20 protein-coding genes are annotated in these 17,107 nt (G+C 63.1%); 5 read left to right on the forward strand and 15 right to left on the reverse strand.

The window, feature by feature from the left end:
* Positions 1–2: 2 nt before the first annotated feature.
* The 3 genes from AAHE99_RS23525 to pyrE all read right to left on the reverse strand — a co-directional run bounded on the left by AAHE99_RS23525 (position 3) and on the right by pyrE (position 1,307).
* A complete protein-coding gene (locus AAHE99_RS23525; RefSeq protein ID WP_342119895.1) occupies positions 3–203 on the reverse strand; it encodes a hypothetical protein in 201 nt (66 codons plus the stop codon).
* On the reverse strand, positions 203–577 hold the full coding sequence (locus AAHE99_RS23530) for a hypothetical protein (protein ID WP_342119897.1): 375 nt from the start codon (positions 575–577) through the stop codon (positions 203–205). Before AAHE99_RS23530 ends, AAHE99_RS23525 begins: the two co-directional genes overlap by 1 nt.
* 73 nt (positions 578–650) lie before the next feature.
* Entirely contained in the window at positions 651–1,307 is a 657-nt protein-coding gene (pyrE, locus tag AAHE99_RS23535) for an orotate phosphoribosyltransferase (protein WP_342119900.1), read from the reverse strand.
* 48 nt (positions 1,308–1,355) lie between these two features.
* On the opposite strand from pyrE, the gene AAHE99_RS23540 reads away from it, so the two are divergent.
* The 4 genes from AAHE99_RS23540 (at position 1,356) to AAHE99_RS23555 (ending at position 4,020) form a co-directional block, all read left to right on the forward strand.
* The gene (locus tag AAHE99_RS23540; protein WP_342119903.1) at positions 1,356–2,126 is read left to right on the forward strand and encodes an exodeoxyribonuclease III; all 771 of its coding nucleotides are present in this window, start codon (positions 1,356–1,358) and stop codon (positions 2,124–2,126) included.
* A gap of 161 nt (positions 2,127–2,287) precedes the next feature.
* On the forward strand, positions 2,288–2,911 hold the full coding sequence (locus AAHE99_RS23545) for a PEP-CTERM sorting domain-containing protein (RefSeq protein WP_342119905.1): 624 nt from the start codon (positions 2,288–2,290) through the stop codon (positions 2,909–2,911).
* A gap of 1 nt (position 2,912) precedes the next feature.
* Positions 2,913–3,674 carry a DUF4386 domain-containing protein gene (locus AAHE99_RS23550; protein WP_342119907.1) on the forward strand — a complete coding sequence of 254 codons (762 nt, stop codon included), beginning with the start codon at positions 2,913–2,915 and terminating at the stop codon, positions 3,672–3,674.
* Positions 3,619–4,020 carry a hypothetical protein gene (locus tag AAHE99_RS23555; protein WP_342119909.1) on the forward strand — a complete coding sequence of 134 codons (402 nt, stop codon included), beginning with the start codon at positions 3,619–3,621 and terminating at the stop codon, positions 4,018–4,020. The genes AAHE99_RS23550 and AAHE99_RS23555 overlap by 56 nt, the downstream gene beginning before the upstream one ends.
* Here AAHE99_RS23555 and AAHE99_RS23560 read toward each other — a convergent pair.
* Positions 3,998–5,134, reverse strand: coding sequence for an alkane 1-monooxygenase (locus AAHE99_RS23560; RefSeq protein ID WP_342119910.1), 1,137 nt, complete (start codon positions 5,132–5,134; stop codon positions 3,998–4,000). The two genes, AAHE99_RS23555 and AAHE99_RS23560, sit on opposite strands and share 23 nt — an antisense overlap.
* Positions 5,131–6,108 (reverse strand): 2Fe-2S iron-sulfur cluster binding domain-containing protein, encoded by a 978-nt coding sequence (locus AAHE99_RS23565; protein ID WP_342119913.1) that lies wholly within the window; start codon positions 6,106–6,108, stop codon positions 5,131–5,133. The genes AAHE99_RS23560 and AAHE99_RS23565 overlap by 4 nt, the downstream gene beginning before the upstream one ends.
* A 91-nt stretch (positions 6,109–6,199) precedes the next feature.
* On the opposite strand from AAHE99_RS23565, the gene AAHE99_RS23570 reads away from it, so the two are divergent.
* Entirely contained in the window at positions 6,200–7,222 is a 1,023-nt protein-coding gene (locus AAHE99_RS23570) for an AraC family transcriptional regulator (RefSeq protein WP_342119916.1), read from the forward strand.
* Between the two features lie 49 nt (positions 7,223–7,271).
* Here the strand turns inward: AAHE99_RS23570 and AAHE99_RS23575 are convergent, their stop codons facing one another.
* From AAHE99_RS23575 to AAHE99_RS23620, 10 genes are all read right to left on the reverse strand, one after another.
* Positions 7,272–8,180, reverse strand: a complete 909-nt coding sequence (locus tag AAHE99_RS23575; RefSeq protein ID WP_342119918.1) for a pseudouridine synthase — start codon at positions 8,178–8,180, stop codon at positions 7,272–7,274.
* 1 nt (position 8,181) lies between these two features.
* Positions 8,182–9,075: a M48 family metallopeptidase gene (locus AAHE99_RS23580; protein ID WP_342119919.1), complete on the reverse strand. Its 894-nt coding sequence runs from the start codon at positions 9,073–9,075 to the stop codon at positions 8,182–8,184.
* Positions 9,072–9,680 carry a methionine biosynthesis protein MetW gene (metW, locus tag AAHE99_RS23585; RefSeq protein WP_342119921.1) on the reverse strand — a complete coding sequence of 203 codons (609 nt, stop codon included), beginning with the start codon at positions 9,678–9,680 and terminating at the stop codon, positions 9,072–9,074. The genes AAHE99_RS23580 and metW overlap by 4 nt, the downstream gene beginning before the upstream one ends.
* Positions 9,677–10,834 (reverse strand): homoserine O-succinyltransferase MetX, encoded by a 1,158-nt coding sequence (gene metX / locus AAHE99_RS23590; protein ID WP_342119923.1) that lies wholly within the window; start codon positions 10,832–10,834, stop codon positions 9,677–9,679. Before metX ends, metW begins: the two co-directional genes overlap by 4 nt.
* Positions 10,835–10,854: 20 nt before the next feature.
* Entirely contained in the window at positions 10,855–12,603 is a 1,749-nt protein-coding gene (ptsP, locus tag AAHE99_RS23595; protein ID WP_342119938.1) for a phosphoenolpyruvate--protein phosphotransferase, read from the reverse strand.
* An 18-nt stretch (positions 12,604–12,621) separates the two neighbouring features.
* A complete protein-coding gene (locus tag AAHE99_RS23600; protein WP_342119925.1) occupies positions 12,622–12,891 on the reverse strand; it encodes an HPr family phosphocarrier protein in 270 nt (89 codons plus the stop codon).
* 13 nt (positions 12,892–12,904) lie between these two features.
* Positions 12,905–13,306 (reverse strand): PTS sugar transporter subunit IIA, encoded by a 402-nt coding sequence (locus AAHE99_RS23605; RefSeq protein WP_342119927.1) that lies wholly within the window; start codon positions 13,304–13,306, stop codon positions 12,905–12,907.
* A 2-nt stretch (positions 13,307–13,308) separates the two neighbouring features.
* Positions 13,309–14,259 carry a glutathione synthase gene (gshB, locus tag AAHE99_RS23610; protein ID WP_342119929.1) on the reverse strand — a complete coding sequence of 317 codons (951 nt, stop codon included), beginning with the start codon at positions 14,257–14,259 and terminating at the stop codon, positions 13,309–13,311.
* Between the two features lie 53 nt (positions 14,260–14,312).
* Positions 14,313–15,611, reverse strand: a complete 1,299-nt coding sequence (gshA, locus tag AAHE99_RS23615; RefSeq protein WP_342119930.1) for a glutamate--cysteine ligase — start codon at positions 15,609–15,611, stop codon at positions 14,313–14,315.
* Positions 15,612–15,763: 152 nt separating this feature from the next.
* Positions 15,764–17,107, reverse strand: a 1,344-nt coding sequence (locus AAHE99_RS23620; RefSeq protein WP_342119931.1) for an ammonium transporter, incomplete at its 5' end; no start/stop codon positions are given.

The raw sequence follows: 17,107 nt of genomic DNA on the forward strand, positions 1-17,107 counted from the left end.
CGTCAGGACTTGGGGTTCCAGATGCGGTACACGGCAAAGCCGCAAACGGCCGCGATGCCCAGCCCGACCGCCGCCAGCGCCAGCAAACCCGGCTCGACCCGGCTCTCAAAGCTGATGGCGACACCGGCCAGGCCGCACAGGCCAAACCCCACCATGAAGAACAGGCAAACGGCGCTGAGTGCCAGCCGGATCAGCGTACGCATCAGGAGGAAATGCTCAGCGCAATGCCCATCTCCAGCAACAGCGTGAGGTCGGCCAGCGTGAAATCGAGGGTGGAAGAGCCCTGCTCGGGCGCGGCGGAAACAAAGGCAACGCGCAGTTCCGCCTGGATCGGCGCCACGTCGAAGGTAATGCCGCGCGCCTGGCATTCGTGCAGGTAGGCGCGGATATGGCGCATCAGGGTATCCGGATTGGGGTCCGTGCCCAGCGTGACGTAAAAGCCGTGGTCGATGCGGGTGCGGCCGGTCGGGCTGATGTCGCCCTTCTTCCAGTCGCTTTCGGGCTCGCTGGGGAGCCCGTCCCGCACATCGGCCACAGCGGCCTCGTCGCCGTTCACCTTGAGCGTTGCAATGTTCATTACTTTCCTCGTTTTAATGTTGTAAGGAAGCAATCACCAGTCTAGCACAAGGCGGCGCGGCCGCCAGTCGCGTTTATTCCACGCCGTACTTGCTACGGTAGGCGGCTACCGCGTCCTTGTATGGTGCAAGCGACGGGTCGGCCGACAGGTAGGTGAACAGGTCGGACAGGTTGCCGATCGAGATCACCGGAATGCCGTAGTTCTTGCTGACTTCCTGCACCGCCGACAGTTCGGACATCTGGCCATCCTTGCCGCCGCGCTCCATGCGGTCCAGCGCGATCAGCACCGCGCACGGCTCGGCGCCGGCGTTGCGGATCATTTCCACCGATTCGCGCACCGAGGTACCGGCCGAAATCACGTCGTCAATGATGACAACCTTGCCAGTCAGCTTGGCGCCGACCAGGGTACCGCCTTCGCCGTGGTCCTTGGCTTCCTTGCGGTTGTAGGCGAAGGAGGTGTTGCGGCCCTTGCCGGCCAGCGCCATCGAGGTGGCGGATGCCAGGGTGATGCCCTTGTAGGCCGGGCCAAACAGCATGTCGAACTGCACGCCGGAGTCCAGCAGGGTCTGGGCGTAGAAGTCGGCCAGCTTGGCCAGGGTGGCGCCGTCGTGGAACAGGCCGGCGTTGAAGAAATAGGGCGATTGGCGCCCTGCTTTAGTCGTAAACTCGCCGAATTTCAGCACTCCCGCCTGTACGGAAAACGCGATAAACTCTTGCCTCAAATTGCTCATAGTGCACCCATCTTTGTTCAAAGTGCCAGTATTTTAACCGGAACACCTATGCCAAAAATCATTTCCGCGAACCTGAACGGTATCCGCTCCGCCGCCAAGAAGGGCTTTTTCAACTGGATGGGCACAATCGACGCCGACATCATCTGCGTGCAGGAACTGAAAGCGCAGGCAGCGGACATGACGGAGGAATTCCTCAACCCGCACGGTTACCACGGCCACTTCCACTACGCTGAGAAGAAGGGCTACTCCGGCACCGGCATCTACAGCAAAGTGGCGCCGGACCGCGTGATGATCGGCTTTGGCAGCGAAGAATTCGACGCCGAGGGCCGCTATGTGCGCGCCGATTTCGGCAACCTGACGGTGATTTCGGTGTACTGCCCTTCCGGCTCCTCGTCCGAGGAACGCCAGCTGGCCAAGTTCCGCTTCATGGACCTGTTCCTGCCGCACCTGCAGCAGCTGCGCGCCGAAGGCCGCGAATTCGTGATCTGCGGCGACTGGAACATCGCCCACAAAGAGATCGACCTGAAAAACTGGAAGGGCAACCTGAAGAACTCCGGCTTCCTGCCGGAAGAACGCGCCTGGATGACCAAGCTGTTCGATGAAGTCGGCTACGTTGACGTGCACCGCGGCCTCGACCCGCGCGAAGAGCAGTACACCTGGTGGTCCAACCGCGGCCAGGCTTATGCCAAGAACGTGGGCTGGCGTATTGACTACCACGTCGCTACCCCAGGCATCGCCGCCAAGGCGCACGCCGTGTCGGTCTACAAGGAAGTGAAGTTCTCCGACCACGCGCCGCTGATCATCGACTACCACCCATAATCATTCCGGATATCGTCGAGTAACTTTACATTACTCGTCGGCATGCGCATGGCAAGCTTGGTATGTCATTGAATTCATTGAATGAATTTTCGTGGCATGTACTTTGCTTAAGCTACCTCAGCAATATGTTCGTTCGTCCAAACATAATTCACGAGGGAAATATGCGCATCTTCCAGTCGAGTTTTGGCGCCGTAGTGGCGGCCATGATGTTGCTTGTAAGCCAACCAGCCGCGGCGGGTTTCATCAATTTCGAATCCGACGCGATGGGGTTTGTTGGAAACGGCTTTACTTCGGCATCGGATCCCGGCGTCCATTTCTTCGATACCGTCAATGCGGAGCTCCAAATCCTCAGCCACCAGGCCATCGGGACGCGCGCCCTGGCGGTCAATTGGGACGACGCCAGCCAACTGCGCATGACCTTCGACTCGACCGTCAATTCGCTGAGCCTGATCTTCGGCAATGATGATCCGGAATATGCTTCGGCAAGCGCCCGCGCCTGGCTTGAACTGTTCGATGGGGCCACTTCGGTTGGCCTGGTCAGCGTGCAGGTGAACCTCAACGACCTGTCCGACCAGTCGATCGCCTTCTCCGGCGCCAACTTCAACAGCGCGGTCTTCTGGTATGGGGATGCCGCAGGCGCCGCTATCGACCTGATCGAGGTCGTCGACAACATCGCCTTCGACAACGTGCCAACACGCGACGTGCCGGAGCCAGGTTCGCTGACCTTGCTGGGCCTCGGCTTCGCCGGCTTGGCAGCAATGCGCCGCAAACAAAAAACCGCCTGAGATGCACCCGGCCAAGCGCCTGGCGCGCACCGCCGGCTTGCTGTATCTGGTGGTGGTTGTCGCCGGCATCTTCGCGCTGATGTACGTGCCGGCGCAGCTGAAGATCGGCAGCGATCCAGCTGCCGCCATGGCCAGCATCATCGCCCAGGAAGGGTTGTACCGCGCCGGCATTGCGGCCAGCCTGGTGTGCTATCTCGCCTTCCTGCTGCTGCCGCTGGCGCTTTACCGGCTTCTCAGTCCCTATGGCCGCGGCGCGGCGAGCGTGATGGTGGCGCTGGCGGTGGCCAGCGTGCCGCTCTCCTTTGCCAACGTCGGCCACCGCCTCGAAGTGCTGAACCTGATCAGCGACGCCGGCTACCTGCGCGGCATCGCACCGGACGTCCTGGCGCAGCAAGTCATGCTGTCGCTGAAGGCCTACAGCAAGGGCATGATCCTGAACCAGGTGTTCTGGAGCCTGTGGCTGGCGCCTTTCGGCTATCTCGTTTTTAAATCCGGCATCCTGCCCAAACTGCTCGGCATCCTGCTGATGGTGGGCAGCGCGGGCTACGCCTTGGAGGCGTTCGGCCACATCCTGGTGGCCGACTTTGCCGCCCTGCCCGGCGCGGACCTGCTGTCCATCCCGGCCTCGCTTGGCGAGATCGGCACTTGCCTGTGGCTCTGCATCATGGGCGCCTATAATAGCGATACAAAATCGCACGGAAGTAAAAATGAAATCAGTCCTGGTACTTTTCCTGCTGAGCATCAAGAGCAGCTACATCAATGACGAAGAGTCGGAAGCCACCGACGAACAGTTCGACACGATCCAGTTCGTGCAGACTGAAAAAGGCACCTGGCGCTTCAAGACCTTCGCCGAAGACGAGGATGTCCATCTGTGGAGCATCGAGGCCGACGGCGACCTGGCCGACCTGGCGGTGGAAACCACCAACCGCCACTACGGCGACGTCATCGATGAAGCTTTCATCATCGAGAGCGAAGACGGCGTGGAAGGCCTGCGTCGCGAACTGAAAAAGCACGGCCTCGCCGACAACCTGCAAATCTCGCCGAAAGGCCCGCTGTTCTGGGCCCCCGCCGGCTCGAAATACAGTCCTAAATCCGCGCCATCGCACTGAGCGCCAGCGCGCGTTCGGCATCGGTGGCGTAATGCCGGTCCCAGGCCTCGAGCTTGGGAGCCATCAAGCGATGCCATAGCGGCGGCACCAGCGTCAGCATCATGGTGCCGAGGTAGCCGCTGACCATCATCGGCGCTTCAGGGAACGGGTTCAAGTCCTGGTAATGCACGTTCGCATTGGCATGATGATGTGAATGGCGCGTCAGGTTGAACATGGCCCAGGAACTGACGCGGCGATTGGTATTCCACGAGTGGCGCGGCTGCACCGGCGTGTTCGGGTCGCGCACCAGCCCGTAGTGCTCCATATAGTTCACGATCTCCAGCATCGCCTTGCCCATCAAGGCGCACAGCGTGAAGTACAGCGCCGCCCGGGCGCCGCCCATGGCCCACGCCAACGCCACCAGCGCTGCGCTCATCGCATGCCCGCGAATGAACGCATTGCGCCAGCCGAACAGTGCATGCCCGCGCCGCGCCAGGCGGCGCGCCTCAATCTGCCATGCGCTGATATTGCCGCGCACCGTGGACACCAGGATGTGCCGGTACACATTGCGGCCGCGCGGCGCCGTCGCCGGATCGAGGGTGGTCGACACGTAGCGGTGGTGGCCGTACACATGCTCGATCGCAAACACCGTATCGAAGCTGAACGCCAGCAGCCAGCGCCCCACCAGCATCGAGAACGGATCTTGGGTGCGGTGCGTCAGCTCGTGCCCGGGGATGGTGCCGACCATGCCGATCATCAAACCGGTCTGCACCACCGCAGCGATGCGCTGCCAGTCCGAGGTCGCGGCGCGCGCCGCCAGTACATCGTAGCCGCTGGCCTGCGATAGCCAGACGCCAAAGCCCAGCGGGTCTGCGCTGCACACCGTCCATATCGAGATGAAGACGATCAGCGCCAGCAGCTGCAATGCCAGCCAAAGCTGCGCCGTCAGCAACCAGTGCGCGCGCAGCCGTGGCGTCGAGGTGTCGTCGCCGCCCACGATATCGCCCAGAACATATAGCGCCAGCACCGCCAGCAAACCGGTGCCGATCCAGCTGCCGCCAGCCAGCAAGGTCACGGCGGCAAACAATCCGACCAGGTGGAACAGGAGATATTTGAGGTAGTGGAAGAGGTTCATGAAGCCAATTCTCGTTGGGTTAAAAAACGGTCCGCGTGGATGCGGTCAGCGGCCAGGCCATGCGCCTGCAAGCGTTCGGCCGCGCTGTCCACCATGCCCGGTGGGCCGCACAAATAGGCGCGCGTGTCGGCGGACAGCGCCGCGCCTGCGGCGTGCACCAGCGTGCCGCGTTCTACGCTGACCACCGGCTGGTAGCGGAACGGCGCCGGCCACGCGTCCGCCAGCGCCAGGATCTCGTCCTGCGCATACAGGTCGTGCGCCCCGCGCACGCCGAACAGCAGCGTGACCGGCGGTGTGGCGCGGTCCTCAAGCGCCTGGCGCAGCATGGCGAGGATGGGCGCCAAACCGCTGCCGCCTGCCACCATCAGCGCCGGCTCCAGGCCGGGCCGCAACCAGAAATCGCCCGCCGGGCCATGCACGCTGACGCGCTGCCCCAGCAGCGGAGCCTCGTTGGCCATGGTCGACAGCTGGCCGCCGGGCACGCGGCGGATGTAGAACACCACCTGGCTGTCCGCCCGCATCGGCGTGGCGAAGGAATAACTGCGCCGCACGCCCGGCAGCGCGGCGAACGACAGCTCGGCAAACTGGCCCGCCTTGTAGTGCAAGGTATCGTCCAACTGGATGCTGAGTTCCGTGATGTCGTGGGTCAGGCGGCGCTGGCCGACCACGCGCCCGCCCACTTCGCGCCGCAGCGTGGCACGCGACAGGTCCACCTCGACCGCCACGTCGCTCAGCGGCACGCTCTGGCAGGCGAGGATGCTGCCCCTCTCGCCGCCGAGCACATAAGCGGCATCGGTCAGCTCACGCACTTCGCCCGACAGCAGACGGCATTTGCAGCTGGTGCAACTGCCCACCCGGCAGCTGTGCGGGAACGCCACCCCGGCGCGCAAGGCAGCCTGCAGCAGGGTCTCTTTCGGCTCGACGCCAATGGCGTGGCCGTTGATGTGCGCCGTCAGGGGGCGCTTTTTTCGCATGAAGGTCAACATGAGGCCAGTCTAGGCGGCGCGGCATGACAGCAGCAGGGCCGCGATTGACAAGCAGGGGTCATTTATTGACAATCGGCGCATGACCACGCACACGCTGCAATTTCCCGTCTACTACCTGCGCCAGATTGCCGACCAGCTTTCCAGTTGCGGCGTCGATATCACTGCCTGGCTGGCGCGCCATCAACTGAAGCCGGACCAGCTCAGCGACACCTCGGTCACGTTGCCTTTCCCCGCCTACTACGCTTTGCTGGAGGATGCGGTCGCCGCTTCCGGCGAACCGGCAATCGGGCTGCTGGTCGGGGCACGCCTGCCAATCAATACCCACGGCGTATTGGGCCTGGCCGCGATGAGCAGTCCCACCCTGCGCCAGACCGTTGAAATGCTGGGCCGCTTTGTCGCGCTGCGCACGCCGCTGGTCAGCATCAGCCACAGCGAGAGCGGCAGCGGGCGCAGTGGCATGCTGCGCGTCCGGATTGAAAGCGCACTGCCGCTGGGCGCCATCCATGGACTGGTGATGGAAGCGGTGACGCTGACGGTCAAGAACCTGCTGGATTTCATCGCCGGTGCGCGCCACGCGAGTTACGTCGGCTTCGATTTTTCCGAGCCATCCTATGCGGCACTGGCGCGCGACCTGCTCCAGTGCGAAGTGCGCTACGGCCAGGCCTGGACCGGCTTTGAATTGCCGCTCGCGGTGGTGGACCAGCCGCTCAAGCTGGCCGATCCCACCACGTTCAGCGAAGCCGCCGCCATGTGCCAGCGCGAATTCGACCGCTTGCGCCAACCGGAGTCGCTATCGGCGCGTATCCGCCGCAGCATGCTGGAAAACCCTGGCCAGTTCCCATCGTTGCAGGTAACGGCGCGCCTGTTCAATTGCACCCCGCGCACCCTGCACCGGCGCCTGCTGGACGAAGGAACCTCGTTCCAGCAATTGCTGGACCAGGTGCGCCACCGGCTGGCCTGCGAACATCTGAAGACGGGAAAACTGAGCGTGCAGGAAATCGCCTATGCGCTGGGCTACACCGAGATCGCCAACTTCCGCCGGGCCTTCAAGCGCTGGGAAGGCGTGCCGCCATCGGCCTATAGCGATACGGCGCGCCTGTAGCCATGGGAGAGTTTAGCGCTCAACCTGCCGGCCGGCAGGTGGCGGTCAGTTAAAGCGTACGTTTGCTTTCGAAGTAGCGCCACTCCCCGGTCAGCGGATCGGGGAAGCCGATGGCTTTGGCCAGCAATTTGAGCGGCGATGAGACGTCGTCCTGCTTGCACGGCAAGGCGACGGGATAGAAGACGTCGTTCACGATTGGAATGCCGAGCGAGGACAGGTGGACGCGCAGCTGGTGCTGGCGCCCGGTGTGCGGCCACAGGCGGTACAGCACATGCTCGCCGCGCTGCTCGATCACGTCGATCATGGTTTCCGAATTCGGCTCGCCCGGTTCTTCCTTCATGGTGAAGAACTTGTCCCCCTCCACCATGCGGCTGCGGTAGACAAAGGGGTACTCGCGCCCCGCCAGCGGGCCGGCCAGCGCCTCATACTCCTTCTGCACCAGACGCTTCTGGAACAGCGACTGGTAATCGCCGCGGCTGCGCGCGTTGCAGGAGAAGATCACCAGGCCGGCCGTCTCGCGGTCCAGGCGGTGGATCGGCACCAGGTCCTCGATGCCAAGCTTCTGCCGCACGCGCACCAGCAGCGTCTCCTTGACGAAGCGGCCGGACGGGATGGTCGGCAAGAAGTGCGGCTTGTCCACCACCACGATATGCTCGTCCTGGTGCAGCACTTCTTCTTCAAACGGGATATGGAATTCGTGCTCCAGCTCACGGTAGTACCAGATGCGGGCGCCGCGCACATAGCGCGATCCCGGCTGCACCGGCACACCCTTGCCATCCACCACATCGCCGCGCGCCATGCGCTCGCGCCACTGCGCTTCCGTCACGGCGGGATAGTTGGCGGACATGAAGGTGATCATGTCCGGCCAGTCGCCCTCCGGCAGCCACAGGTAGCTGGGCGTGACGCCATCGCGCATCGGCAATGGCGGCGCGCTCGGGGCTTGCTTCGGGCGCGGCATATCAGGACTTGGGCAGCGGAGAAGTCTGGTAAGGCGGCAGCTTGTTCACATTCAGGCCGCGCACGCGGGCGTACACCGGCAGCACCAGCGGCATCTGCTTCTGCATATCCTGGATGCGCGAATTGCCGCTCGGGTGGGTGGATAGGAATTCCATCGGCTGCGCCGCATTGACGGCGCCCATCTTTTGCCACAGCGCCACGCCGGCGCGCGGGTCGAAGCCGGCGCGCGCCGCCAGGTCGATGCCGACCAGGTCGGATTCGGTTTCATCGCCGCGCGAGAACTTCATCACCGTCAGCTGGCCGCCCACGTTGGCAGCGGCATCGGTCAAGCGCGGGTCGATGCCCAGGTATTGCGACAGCACCGCGCCACCCAGCTTGCTCGCGATCGACACGGCAGTCGATTGCACGGCGCGTTTGCGCGCATGCTCGCGCAGGGCGTGGGCGATTTCGTGGCCCATGACCATCGCGACTTCGTCGTCGGTCAGATTCAGCTTGGTCAGGATGCCGCTGAAGAAGGCGATGCGGCCGCCCGGCATGCAGAAGGCATTCACCTGCTCGGAGTTGAGCAGGTTGACTTCCCACTTCCAGTTCGCCGCAGCCGGGTTCCAGCGCTGCGCATGCGGCACGATACGGGCGGCAATGGCGCGCAGGCGCTTGACCTGCAGGTCGCTCTCGGGCACCAGTGCCTCCTTCTGCTGCGCCTCTTTCAGCAGTTGCGAGTATTGCAGCTTGGACTGCTCGTCCATCTGCTGCTCGTCCGCGAAGACGCGCAGCTTGGAAAGCTTGGTGACGGGGATGCCGTCGGCATTGGGATTCATCTGCGCCGGCTGTTGCGCAGCAGCACTGCCGGCGGCCAGCGCCAGCGACAGTGCAAGGATAGTGTGCTTGAATTTCATGATGTCCTCTTACGCAGACGGAATACGGCCAGGTCGCCGCGCAGGTTTGGCAGCACGGAAACCGTCTTCCCCTCCGCCAGCGCCACGCATTCGATCACTTCCAGCCCCACCTCTTCCGCCAGTTCGCGGAAATCGTAAATGGTAGCGCAACGTACGTTAGGCGTGTCGTGCCATTGGTATGGCAGGGACTTGGAGACCGGCATGCGGCCCTGCAGCAGCGCCACACGGTGTGGCCAATAGGCAAAATTCGGGAAGGACACAATGGCCTCGCGTCCCACGCGCACGATATCGCGCAGCAGCTCCTCCACATGCTTCATCATCTGCAGCGAGGACAGGCACAGCACCGTATCGAAGGAATTGTCGCCGAAGATGCCCAGGCCATTCTCAAAGTCCTGCTGGATCACGCGCACGCCGCGCTGGGTCGATGCCAGCACCTGGTCGTCCGCCAGCTCCAGGCCATAGCCGGTGCAGCGCTTGTCGGTCTGCAGGTAATCCATCATCACGCCGTCGCCGCAGCCCACGTCCAGCACGTGCGCGCCTTCGGGCACCCAGTGCGCAATGAAGGCCAGGTCGGGACGTGCGCTGCTCAGTTCTGCGAAATTCATGCTGCTTGTTCCTTGTTCGTTTCTTTCCACACTTGCTCGTAGTAGGCGCGCACCATGTTCATATAGCGCGAATCCTCAAGCAGGAAGGCGTCGTGGCCGTGCGGCGCGTCGATCTCGGCGTAGGTCACTTCGCGGCGGTTGGCCAGCAGCGCCTGCACGATCTCGCGGCTGCGCTCCGGCGAGAAGCGCCAGTCGGTGGTGAAGGAAGCCAGGAAGAACTTGGCCTTGGTACAGGCCAGAGTCTTGGTCAGGTCGCCGTCGAACTTGCGCGCCGGGTCGAAATAGTCGAGCGCCTTGGTGATCAGCAGGTAGGTGTTGGCGTCGAAGTATTCCGCGAACTTGTCGCCCTGGTAGCGCAGGTAGGACTCGATCTCGAAATCGATGCCGAAGCCGAACTTGTAGTCGCCGCCGCTGGCCGCCATATCGCGCAGCTTGCGGCCGAATTTCTCCGCCATATCGTCATCGGACAGGTAGGTGATATGGCCGATCATGCGCGCCACTTTCAGGCCGTTCTTCGGCACTGCGCTGTGCTCGTAGAAGTCGCCGCCATGGTAGTCCGGATCGGACAGGATGGCCTGGCGCGCCACGTCGTTGAAGGCGATATTCTGCGCCGACAGCTTCGGCGTGGAGGCGATCACCAGGCAATGGCGCAGGCGCTCAGGGTACATGATCGACCAGGCCAGCGCCTGCATGCCGCCCAGCGAGCCGCCCATCACCGCCGCGAACTGCTGGATGCCCAGCTGGTCGGCCAGGCGCGCCTGTGCGGCCACCCAGTCTTCCACCGTCACCACCGGGAAGGCGGCGCCGTACGGCTTGCCCGTTTCCGGGTTGATGTGCATCGGGCCGGTGGAACCGAAGCAGGAGCCCAGGTTATTGACGCCGATGACGAAGAACTTGTCGGTATCCAGCGGCTTGCCGGGACCGACCATATTGTCCCACCAGCCCACATTCTTCGGGTTGTCCGCGTAATAGCCCGCCACGTGGTGCGAGGCGTTCAGCGCATGGCACACCAGCACCGCATTCGACTTGTCGGCATTCAGCGTGCCGTAGGTCTCGTACATCAGCATATAGTCGCGCAGGGACGCTCCGCTCTGTAGCTGAAGGGGTTCCGCAAAATGCATGGTCTGCGGCGAGACGATTCCAATCGAAGGCATATTTTTAAAAGAAGTTGGTATTACAGGGCTTGCAGGGCAATGACCGCATCGGCGATGGTGTCAGGGTCCATGCTGCGCATGATCTTGCGCATTTGCGGGGCAATCAGCCCCAGGTCGCTATTCAGTATTTCCTGTTTGACCGACAGCAGCTGCGATGGGTGCATCGAGAATTCGCGCAAGCCCATGCCCAGCAGCAGGCGGGTCAGCTTGGTATCGCCCGCCATTTCGCCGCACACCGCGACTTCGATACCGGCTTTGTGGCCGGCAGCGATGGTCATCGAGATCAGTTGCAGGATGGCCGGGTGCAGCGGGTTGTATAAGTGCGCCACTTCGTAGTCGACGCGGTCGATCGCCAGCGTGTACTGGATCAGGTCATTGGTGCCGATGGACAGGAAATCCATCTTCTTCACGAACATCGGCAGCGCCAGCGCGGCGGCCGGAATTTCGATCATGGCGCCGACCTTCACATTCGGGTCGTACTTCTCCCCAGCCTCGTCCAGCTGCGCCTTGGCGCGCTTGATCATGGCCAGCGACTGCTCGATTTCGAAGGCGTGCGCCATCATCGGGATCAGGATGCGCACATTGCCATGCACCGAAGCGCGCAGGATGGCGCGCAGCTGGGTCAGGAAGATCTGCGGCTCGGCCAGGCAATAGCGGATCGCGCGCAGGCCCAGTGCCGGGTTCAGCGCCGTGTGCTCCATCTGGTCCAGCGGCTTGTCGGCGCCGATATCCAGGGTACGGATGGTGACCGGGCGGCCCTTCATCGCCACCACGGCACGGCGGTACTGCTCGTATTGCTCATCCTCGCTCGGCATGCTGCCGTCGCGGCCCATGAACAGGAATTCGGAACGGAACAGGCCCACGCCGTTGGCGCCGGATTCCATCGCATGCTCGCAATCGTCCGGCAGCTCGATGTTGGCCATCAGCGCGATCGCCTGGCCGTCCCTGGTGATGGCCGGGGTCTTTTTCAGCTTGCCCAGCTTCTTACGGGCGCGCATTGCCGCCAGTTGGCGCTCGCGGTACTGTTCCAGCACCTGGGCGCTTGGGGTAACGATCACCACGCCGGCATCGCCGTCGATGATCACCCAGTCGTCCTGCTGGATCAGGGTCGATGCCTGCGACATGCCGACTGCCGCCGGAATGTCGAGCGAACGGGCCACGATGGCGGTGTGCGAGTTCTGGCCGCCCACATCGGTCACGAAGCCGATGAAGGAACGGTCGCGGAACTTCAGCATATCGGCCGGCGAAATATCGTGGGCCACCACGATCATCTGGGCCAGGAATTCATCGCCTTCGAGCTCGCCCTGCTTTGGCAGCAGCGGTTCGCTGCCCATCAGGACTTTCAGCACCCGCTCGGCCACCTGCTGGATGTCGGCCTTGCGCTCGCGCAGGTAAGGGTCTTCGATTTCGTCGAATTGCGCCGACAGCTCATCGATCTGGGTCAGCAGCGCCCATTCGGCGTTGTAGTGGCGGCTGCGGATGATGTCCAGCGGCGCTTCGGAAATCATGGGGTCCGACAGGATCAGCGCGTGCACATCGATGAACGCGCCCAGCTCCGTCGGCGCATCCTTCGGCAGCTCATTCCACAGCGTTTGCAGTTCGCGGTGCACGGCCGCCAGCGCGTCCTGCAGACGGCGCACCTCCGCTTCCACATGCTCCTCGGCGATCAGGTAATGTTTGACGTCGAGCGCCGCCGGCGCAAGGATGTGCGCGCGGCCAATCGCGATGCCACGCGATACCGGAATGCCGTGGAGGGAGAACGATGCCATCGGGCTGCCGTCCCGCATTTACTCGCCTTCGCCGAACTTGTCGTTGACCAGTGCGGCCAGTGCGTTGATGCAATCCTGTTCATCGGGGCCGTCCGCTTCCAGCAGGACTTTGGCGCCCTTGCCCGCCGCCAGCATCATCACGCCCATGATGGACTTGGCGTTGATACGGCGGCCGTTACGCGACAGCCAGACATCGCTCTGGAACTTCGCGGCCAGCTGGGTGAATTTTGCAGAAGCACGTGCATGCAATCCGAGCTTGTTGATAATTTCAAGTTCTTGCTGAATCATGTTTTAGTTTTGTTTAGTTGACTCGGATACGATTCTCCACCTTGACGGCGCCATTCTGGGCGCCGGCCAAAGCCATTTCCACTACTACATCCAGCGTATCGGTACGGTAGGTGATGGCGCGCAGCAGCATCGGCAGGCTGATGCCCGCAACCACCTCGACCTGGCCCGCATCGGCCAGTTTGTTGCAACAATTGGCGGGCGTGCCGCCTTTGATATCGGTCATGACCAGCACGCCGGAGCCGCTGTCGAGCCGCTTGATCGCCTCACTCGCCAGCTGCTGCACCTCGTTCAGGTCCTGGTCCGCCACCACATCGATCGCCTCCAGCTTTTCGACCGGGGCCCGGAACACGTGCGCAGCGGCAGCCAGGAAAGCCTGGCCCAGCGGCGCATGTGTCATCAATAAAATGCCTACCATGTTTATCCTTGCTTGCCGGCCCGTGCTTCCACCGCGTCGATGAACATGGACGCGACCTGGAAGCCTGTCTGCTGCGTGATCTCCTGGAAGCAGGTCGGGCTGGTGACGTTTACCTCGGTGAGGTAATCGCCGATCACGTCTAATCCTACCAGCAACAGGCCGCGCGAGGCCAATTCCGGACCCAGCGCCTCGGCGATTTCGCGATCGCGCTGCGACAGCGGCTGCGCCACGCCGGTGCCGCCGGCGGCCAGGTTGCCGCGCACTTCACCGGCCTGCGGGATACGCGCCAGGGCGAATGGCACCGGTTTGCCGTCGATCAGCAGGATGCGCTTGTCACCCTTGACGATGTCCGGGATGTAGCGCTGCGCCATGATGGTGCGGGTGCCGAGCTGGGTCAGGGTCTCGATGATGGAGCCCAGGTTCAGGCCATCGGCCTTCACGCGGAAGATGCCGGCGCCGCCCATGCCGTCCAGCGGCTTCAGGATCACGTCGCCGTGTTCGGCCTGGAAGTCGCGCAGGCGGGTTTCGTCGCTGGTGACCAGGGTTGGCGCAGTGAATTGCGAAAACTGGGCGATCGACAGCTTTTCATTGTGGTCGCGGACGGCGGAAGGCTTGTTGAACACCTTAGCGCCCTGCTTTTCCGCCAGCTGCAGCAGGTAGGTGCCGTAGACATATTCCATGTCGAACGGCGGATCCTTGCGCTGGATCACCGCGTCGAAGGCGGCCAGGCTGGTGTCCTCCGACGGGTCGGCCTTGTACCAGGCGTGCGCATCGCCGGTCAGGTGGATGCGCGCGACATGGGCCGTGACCTTGCCTTCCTTGAGCGCCATGTGGCGCTGCTGGAAGGCATACACCTCATGCCCCCGGAGCGCCGCCTCCGCCATCATGGCGAAAGTGGAGTCCTTGTAGATCTTGAAGCTGGACAGCGGGTCGGCAAGGAAGGCGATTTTCATGGATTAGTCCAAAAATGTAACAACTGATTCTAGCCGATCTGCGGCGCGGGCGTTTAGTAGACCTCCGGATCGGGGTCCGTCCGCTCCATCTCCAGCGAAGCCGCCAGCAGTGCCAGCCGCGCCACCACGCCGTAGACGTAGAACCGGTTCGGCGCCGCCGTCCCCGGCTTGGCCTTCACATCCGGCACCGCATGCTGCTGCGCGAACGCCAGCGGCACGAACTGCGAGCCCGGCGCGTTCAGGTTCTGGTCCGCCCCCTTCTCGCCATGCACCCGGTAGAAGCCGCCCACCACGTAGCGGTCGATCATATACACCACCGGCTCCGCGAACGCCTCCTTGATGCTTTCAAAGGTCGGCACGCCCTCCTGGATATTCAGGTCGGTCACCGCCTTGCCATCCTTGATCACCGTCATGCGCGCGCGCTGCTCCTCGGACAGCTCCTTCAGCTGCGCCGCATCGCGGATGGTGATGATGCCCTTGCCATAAGTACCAGCATCCGGCTTGATGATGACAAACGGTTTCTCCTTGATGCCATATTCCTTGTACTTCTTGCGGATCTTGGCCAGCACCGCATCCACCGAAGAAGCCAGGCACTCCTGCCCCTCGCCGGTCGCCAGGTCCACCCCGCCGCACTTGGCGTGGAAAGGATTGACCATCCACGGATCGACCCCGATCAGCTTGCCGAACTTCTTCGCCACCTCATCGTAGGCGTTGAAGTGGTTGGACTTGCGGCGCATCGCCCAGCCCGCGTGCAGCGGCGGCAGCAGGCTTTGCTCATGCAGGTTGGTCAGGATGTCCGGAATCCCGGCCGACAGGTCGTTATTCAGCAGGATGGTGCAAGGATCGAAATCCTTCAGCCCCAGGCGGCGGCCATTGGGCGAACGCACCAGCGGCTCCACCACCAGCATATTGCCGTCAGGCAGCGCCAGCGGCGTTGGCTGGGTCACCGACGGGTCCAGCGAGCCCAGGCGCACATGCAGCCCGGTCTGGCGGAAAATCTGCATCAGCTTCGAGACGCCCTGGAAATAGGTTGGATGGCGCGGCTTCACCTCCGGGATCAGCAGCAGGTTGCGCGCATCCGGGCAGTATTTATCGATCGCCGCCATGGCCGCCTGCACCGACAGCGGCGCCATTTCATTGGCCAGGAAGTGGAAGCCGCCCGGGAACAGGTTGGTATCCACCGGCGCCAGCTTATAGCCGGCATTGCGCAAGTCCACCGAGGCATAGAACGGCGGCGTATGCTCCTGCCATTCCAGGCGGAACCACCGTTCGATGGCTGGGGTAGCGGCAATGATCTTTTCTTCAAGATCCAGTAACGGCCCGGTCAGGGCCGTGACGAGGTGGGGCACCATGTTGCTTCCTTGCTTATGTTGGTATTCGCAGACTCTCCATTTTGGGGCAAAACTCGCAAATAAAAGATACTTTTGAACAAAAAAAGCGCCCCGCAGGGCGCTTTCAGCAACTTTTGTCCGTCCTGGGGTCAGGAACAAATGTGGACAAATGTTTATGCGTGGTAAGCGGATTCGCCGTGGCTGGTGATATCCAGGCCTTCGCGCTCTTCCTCTTCCGGTACGCGCAGGCCGATCACGATGTCGACCAGCTTGTAGGCAACGAAAGCCACCACTGCCGACCAGACGATGGTGATGCCCACAGCGGTCAGCTGGGTGATCACCTGGCCGCCGATCGAGTAGTCAGGGCTTGCCTTGTTGGCAACGTAGTCGAAAATGCCCTGGCCGCCCAGCGATGGCGCTGCGAACACGCCGGTCAGCACCGCGCCCAGGATACCGCCCACGCCGTGCACGCCGAACACATCCAGCGAGTCATCGGCGCCGATCAGGCGCTTCAGGCCGTTCACACCCCACAGGCAGACGATACCAGCCAGCAGGCCGATTGCGAGTGCACCCATCGGGCCGACGAAGCCGGCCGCCGGGGTGATCGCCACCAGGCCGGCCACCGCGCCGGACGCTGCGCCCAGCATGGATGGCTTGCCCTTGGCGATCCATTCGCCGAACACCCACGACACGGTAGCGCAGGCAGTTGCCAGCAGGGTGTTGACGAAGGCCAGTGCGGCGATGTCGCCCGCTTCCAGCGCGGAGCCGGCGTTGAAGCCGAACCAGCCCACCCACAGCAGCGATGCGCCGATCATGGTCATGGTCAGCGAGTGCGGCGCCATGGAGTCGCGGCCGTAGCCGACGCGCTTGCCGATCATGATGGCGCCCACCAGGCCAGCAATTGCGGCGTTGATGTGCACCACGGTGCCGCCGGCGAAGTCCAGCGCGCCTTTCTGGAAGATGAAGCCAGCCTTGGCGCCCTCGGTGGCGGCGGTAGCGGCGTCGGTGATCGCGTCAGGACCGGTCCAGAACCAGACCATGTGGGCGATCGGCAGGTAGCTGAAGGTGAACCACAGCACCATGAAGGCCAGCACGGCGGAGAAACGTACGCGCTCGGCGAAAGCACCCACGATCAGGCCGCAGGTAATCGCGGCGAAGGTACCCTGGAAGGCGACGAAGATGAACTCCGGAATCACCACGCCCTTGCTGAAGGTGGCAGCCATGGCAAAGCCTTTGGCCGGGTCGTAAATGCCGGCCAGCAGCGCGCGGCCAAAGCCACCGAAGAAGGCATTACCTTCGGTGAAGGCGAGCGAGTAGCCGTACAGGCACCACAGCACAATGATCAGCGCAAAGACGAAGAACACCTGCAGCAGCACCGACAGCATGTTCTTTGAGCGTACCAGGCCGCCGTAGAACAGGGCCAGGCCCGGGATGGTCATCATGATCACCAGCAGGGTCGCCACGAACATCCAGGCGGTGTCGCCCTTCTGTGCGACCGGCGCCGGCGCGGCGGCTGG

It is taken from the genome of Pseudoduganella sp. OTU4001 (assembly GCF_038440195.1).
Lineage (GTDB): Bacteria > Pseudomonadota > Gammaproteobacteria > Burkholderiales > Burkholderiaceae_D > Rugamonas.

Bases quoted from the DNA above. Each gene is read 5' to 3' on its own strand.
- AAHE99_RS23525 (WP_342119895.1), bottom strand. From the start codon at position 203: ATGCGTACGCTGATCCGGCTGGCACTCAGCGCCGTTTGCCTGTTCTTC.
- AAHE99_RS23530 (WP_342119897.1), bottom strand. From the start codon at position 577: ATGAACATTGCAACGCTCAAGGTGAACGGCGACGAGGCCGCTGTGGCC.
- pyrE (WP_342119900.1), bottom strand. From the start codon at position 1,307: ATGAGCAATTTGAGGCAAGAGTTTATCGCGTTTTCCGTACAGGCGGGA.
- AAHE99_RS23540 (WP_342119903.1), top strand. From the start codon at position 1,356: ATGCCAAAAATCATTTCCGCGAACCTGAACGGTATCCGCTCCGCCGCC.
- AAHE99_RS23545 (WP_342119905.1), top strand. From the start codon at position 2,288: ATGCGCATCTTCCAGTCGAGTTTTGGCGCCGTAGTGGCGGCCATGATG.
- AAHE99_RS23550 (WP_342119907.1), top strand. From the start codon at position 2,913: ATGCACCCGGCCAAGCGCCTGGCGCGCACCGCCGGCTTGCTGTATCTG.
- AAHE99_RS23555 (WP_342119909.1), top strand. From the start codon at position 3,619: ATGAAATCAGTCCTGGTACTTTTCCTGCTGAGCATCAAGAGCAGCTAC.
- AAHE99_RS23560 (WP_342119910.1), bottom strand. From the start codon at position 5,134: ATGAACCTCTTCCACTACCTCAAATATCTCCTGTTCCACCTGGTCGGA.
- AAHE99_RS23565 (WP_342119913.1), bottom strand. From the start codon at position 6,108: ATGCGAAAAAAGCGCCCCCTGACGGCGCACATCAACGGCCACGCCATT.
- AAHE99_RS23570 (WP_342119916.1), top strand. From the start codon at position 6,200: ATGACCACGCACACGCTGCAATTTCCCGTCTACTACCTGCGCCAGATT.
- AAHE99_RS23575 (WP_342119918.1), bottom strand. From the start codon at position 8,180: ATGCCGCGCCCGAAGCAAGCCCCGAGCGCGCCGCCATTGCCGATGCGC.
- AAHE99_RS23580 (WP_342119919.1), bottom strand. From the start codon at position 9,075: ATGAAATTCAAGCACACTATCCTTGCACTGTCGCTGGCGCTGGCCGCC.
- metW (WP_342119921.1), bottom strand. From the start codon at position 9,680: ATGAATTTCGCAGAACTGAGCAGCGCACGTCCCGACCTGGCCTTCATT.
- metX (WP_342119923.1), bottom strand. From the start codon at position 10,834: ATGCCTTCGATTGGAATCGTCTCGCCGCAGACCATGCATTTTGCGGAA.
- ptsP (WP_342119938.1), bottom strand. From the start codon at position 12,603: ATGGCATCGTTCTCCCTCCACGGCATTCCGGTATCGCGTGGCATCGCG.
- AAHE99_RS23600 (WP_342119925.1), bottom strand. From the start codon at position 12,891: ATGATTCAGCAAGAACTTGAAATTATCAACAAGCTCGGATTGCATGCA.
- AAHE99_RS23605 (WP_342119927.1), bottom strand. From the start codon at position 13,306: ATGGTAGGCATTTTATTGATGACACATGCGCCGCTGGGCCAGGCTTTC.
- gshB (WP_342119929.1), bottom strand. From the start codon at position 14,259: ATGAAAATCGCCTTCCTTGCCGACCCGCTGTCCAGCTTCAAGATCTAC.
- gshA (WP_342119930.1), bottom strand. From the start codon at position 15,611: ATGGTGCCCCACCTCGTCACGGCCCTGACCGGGCCGTTACTGGATCTT.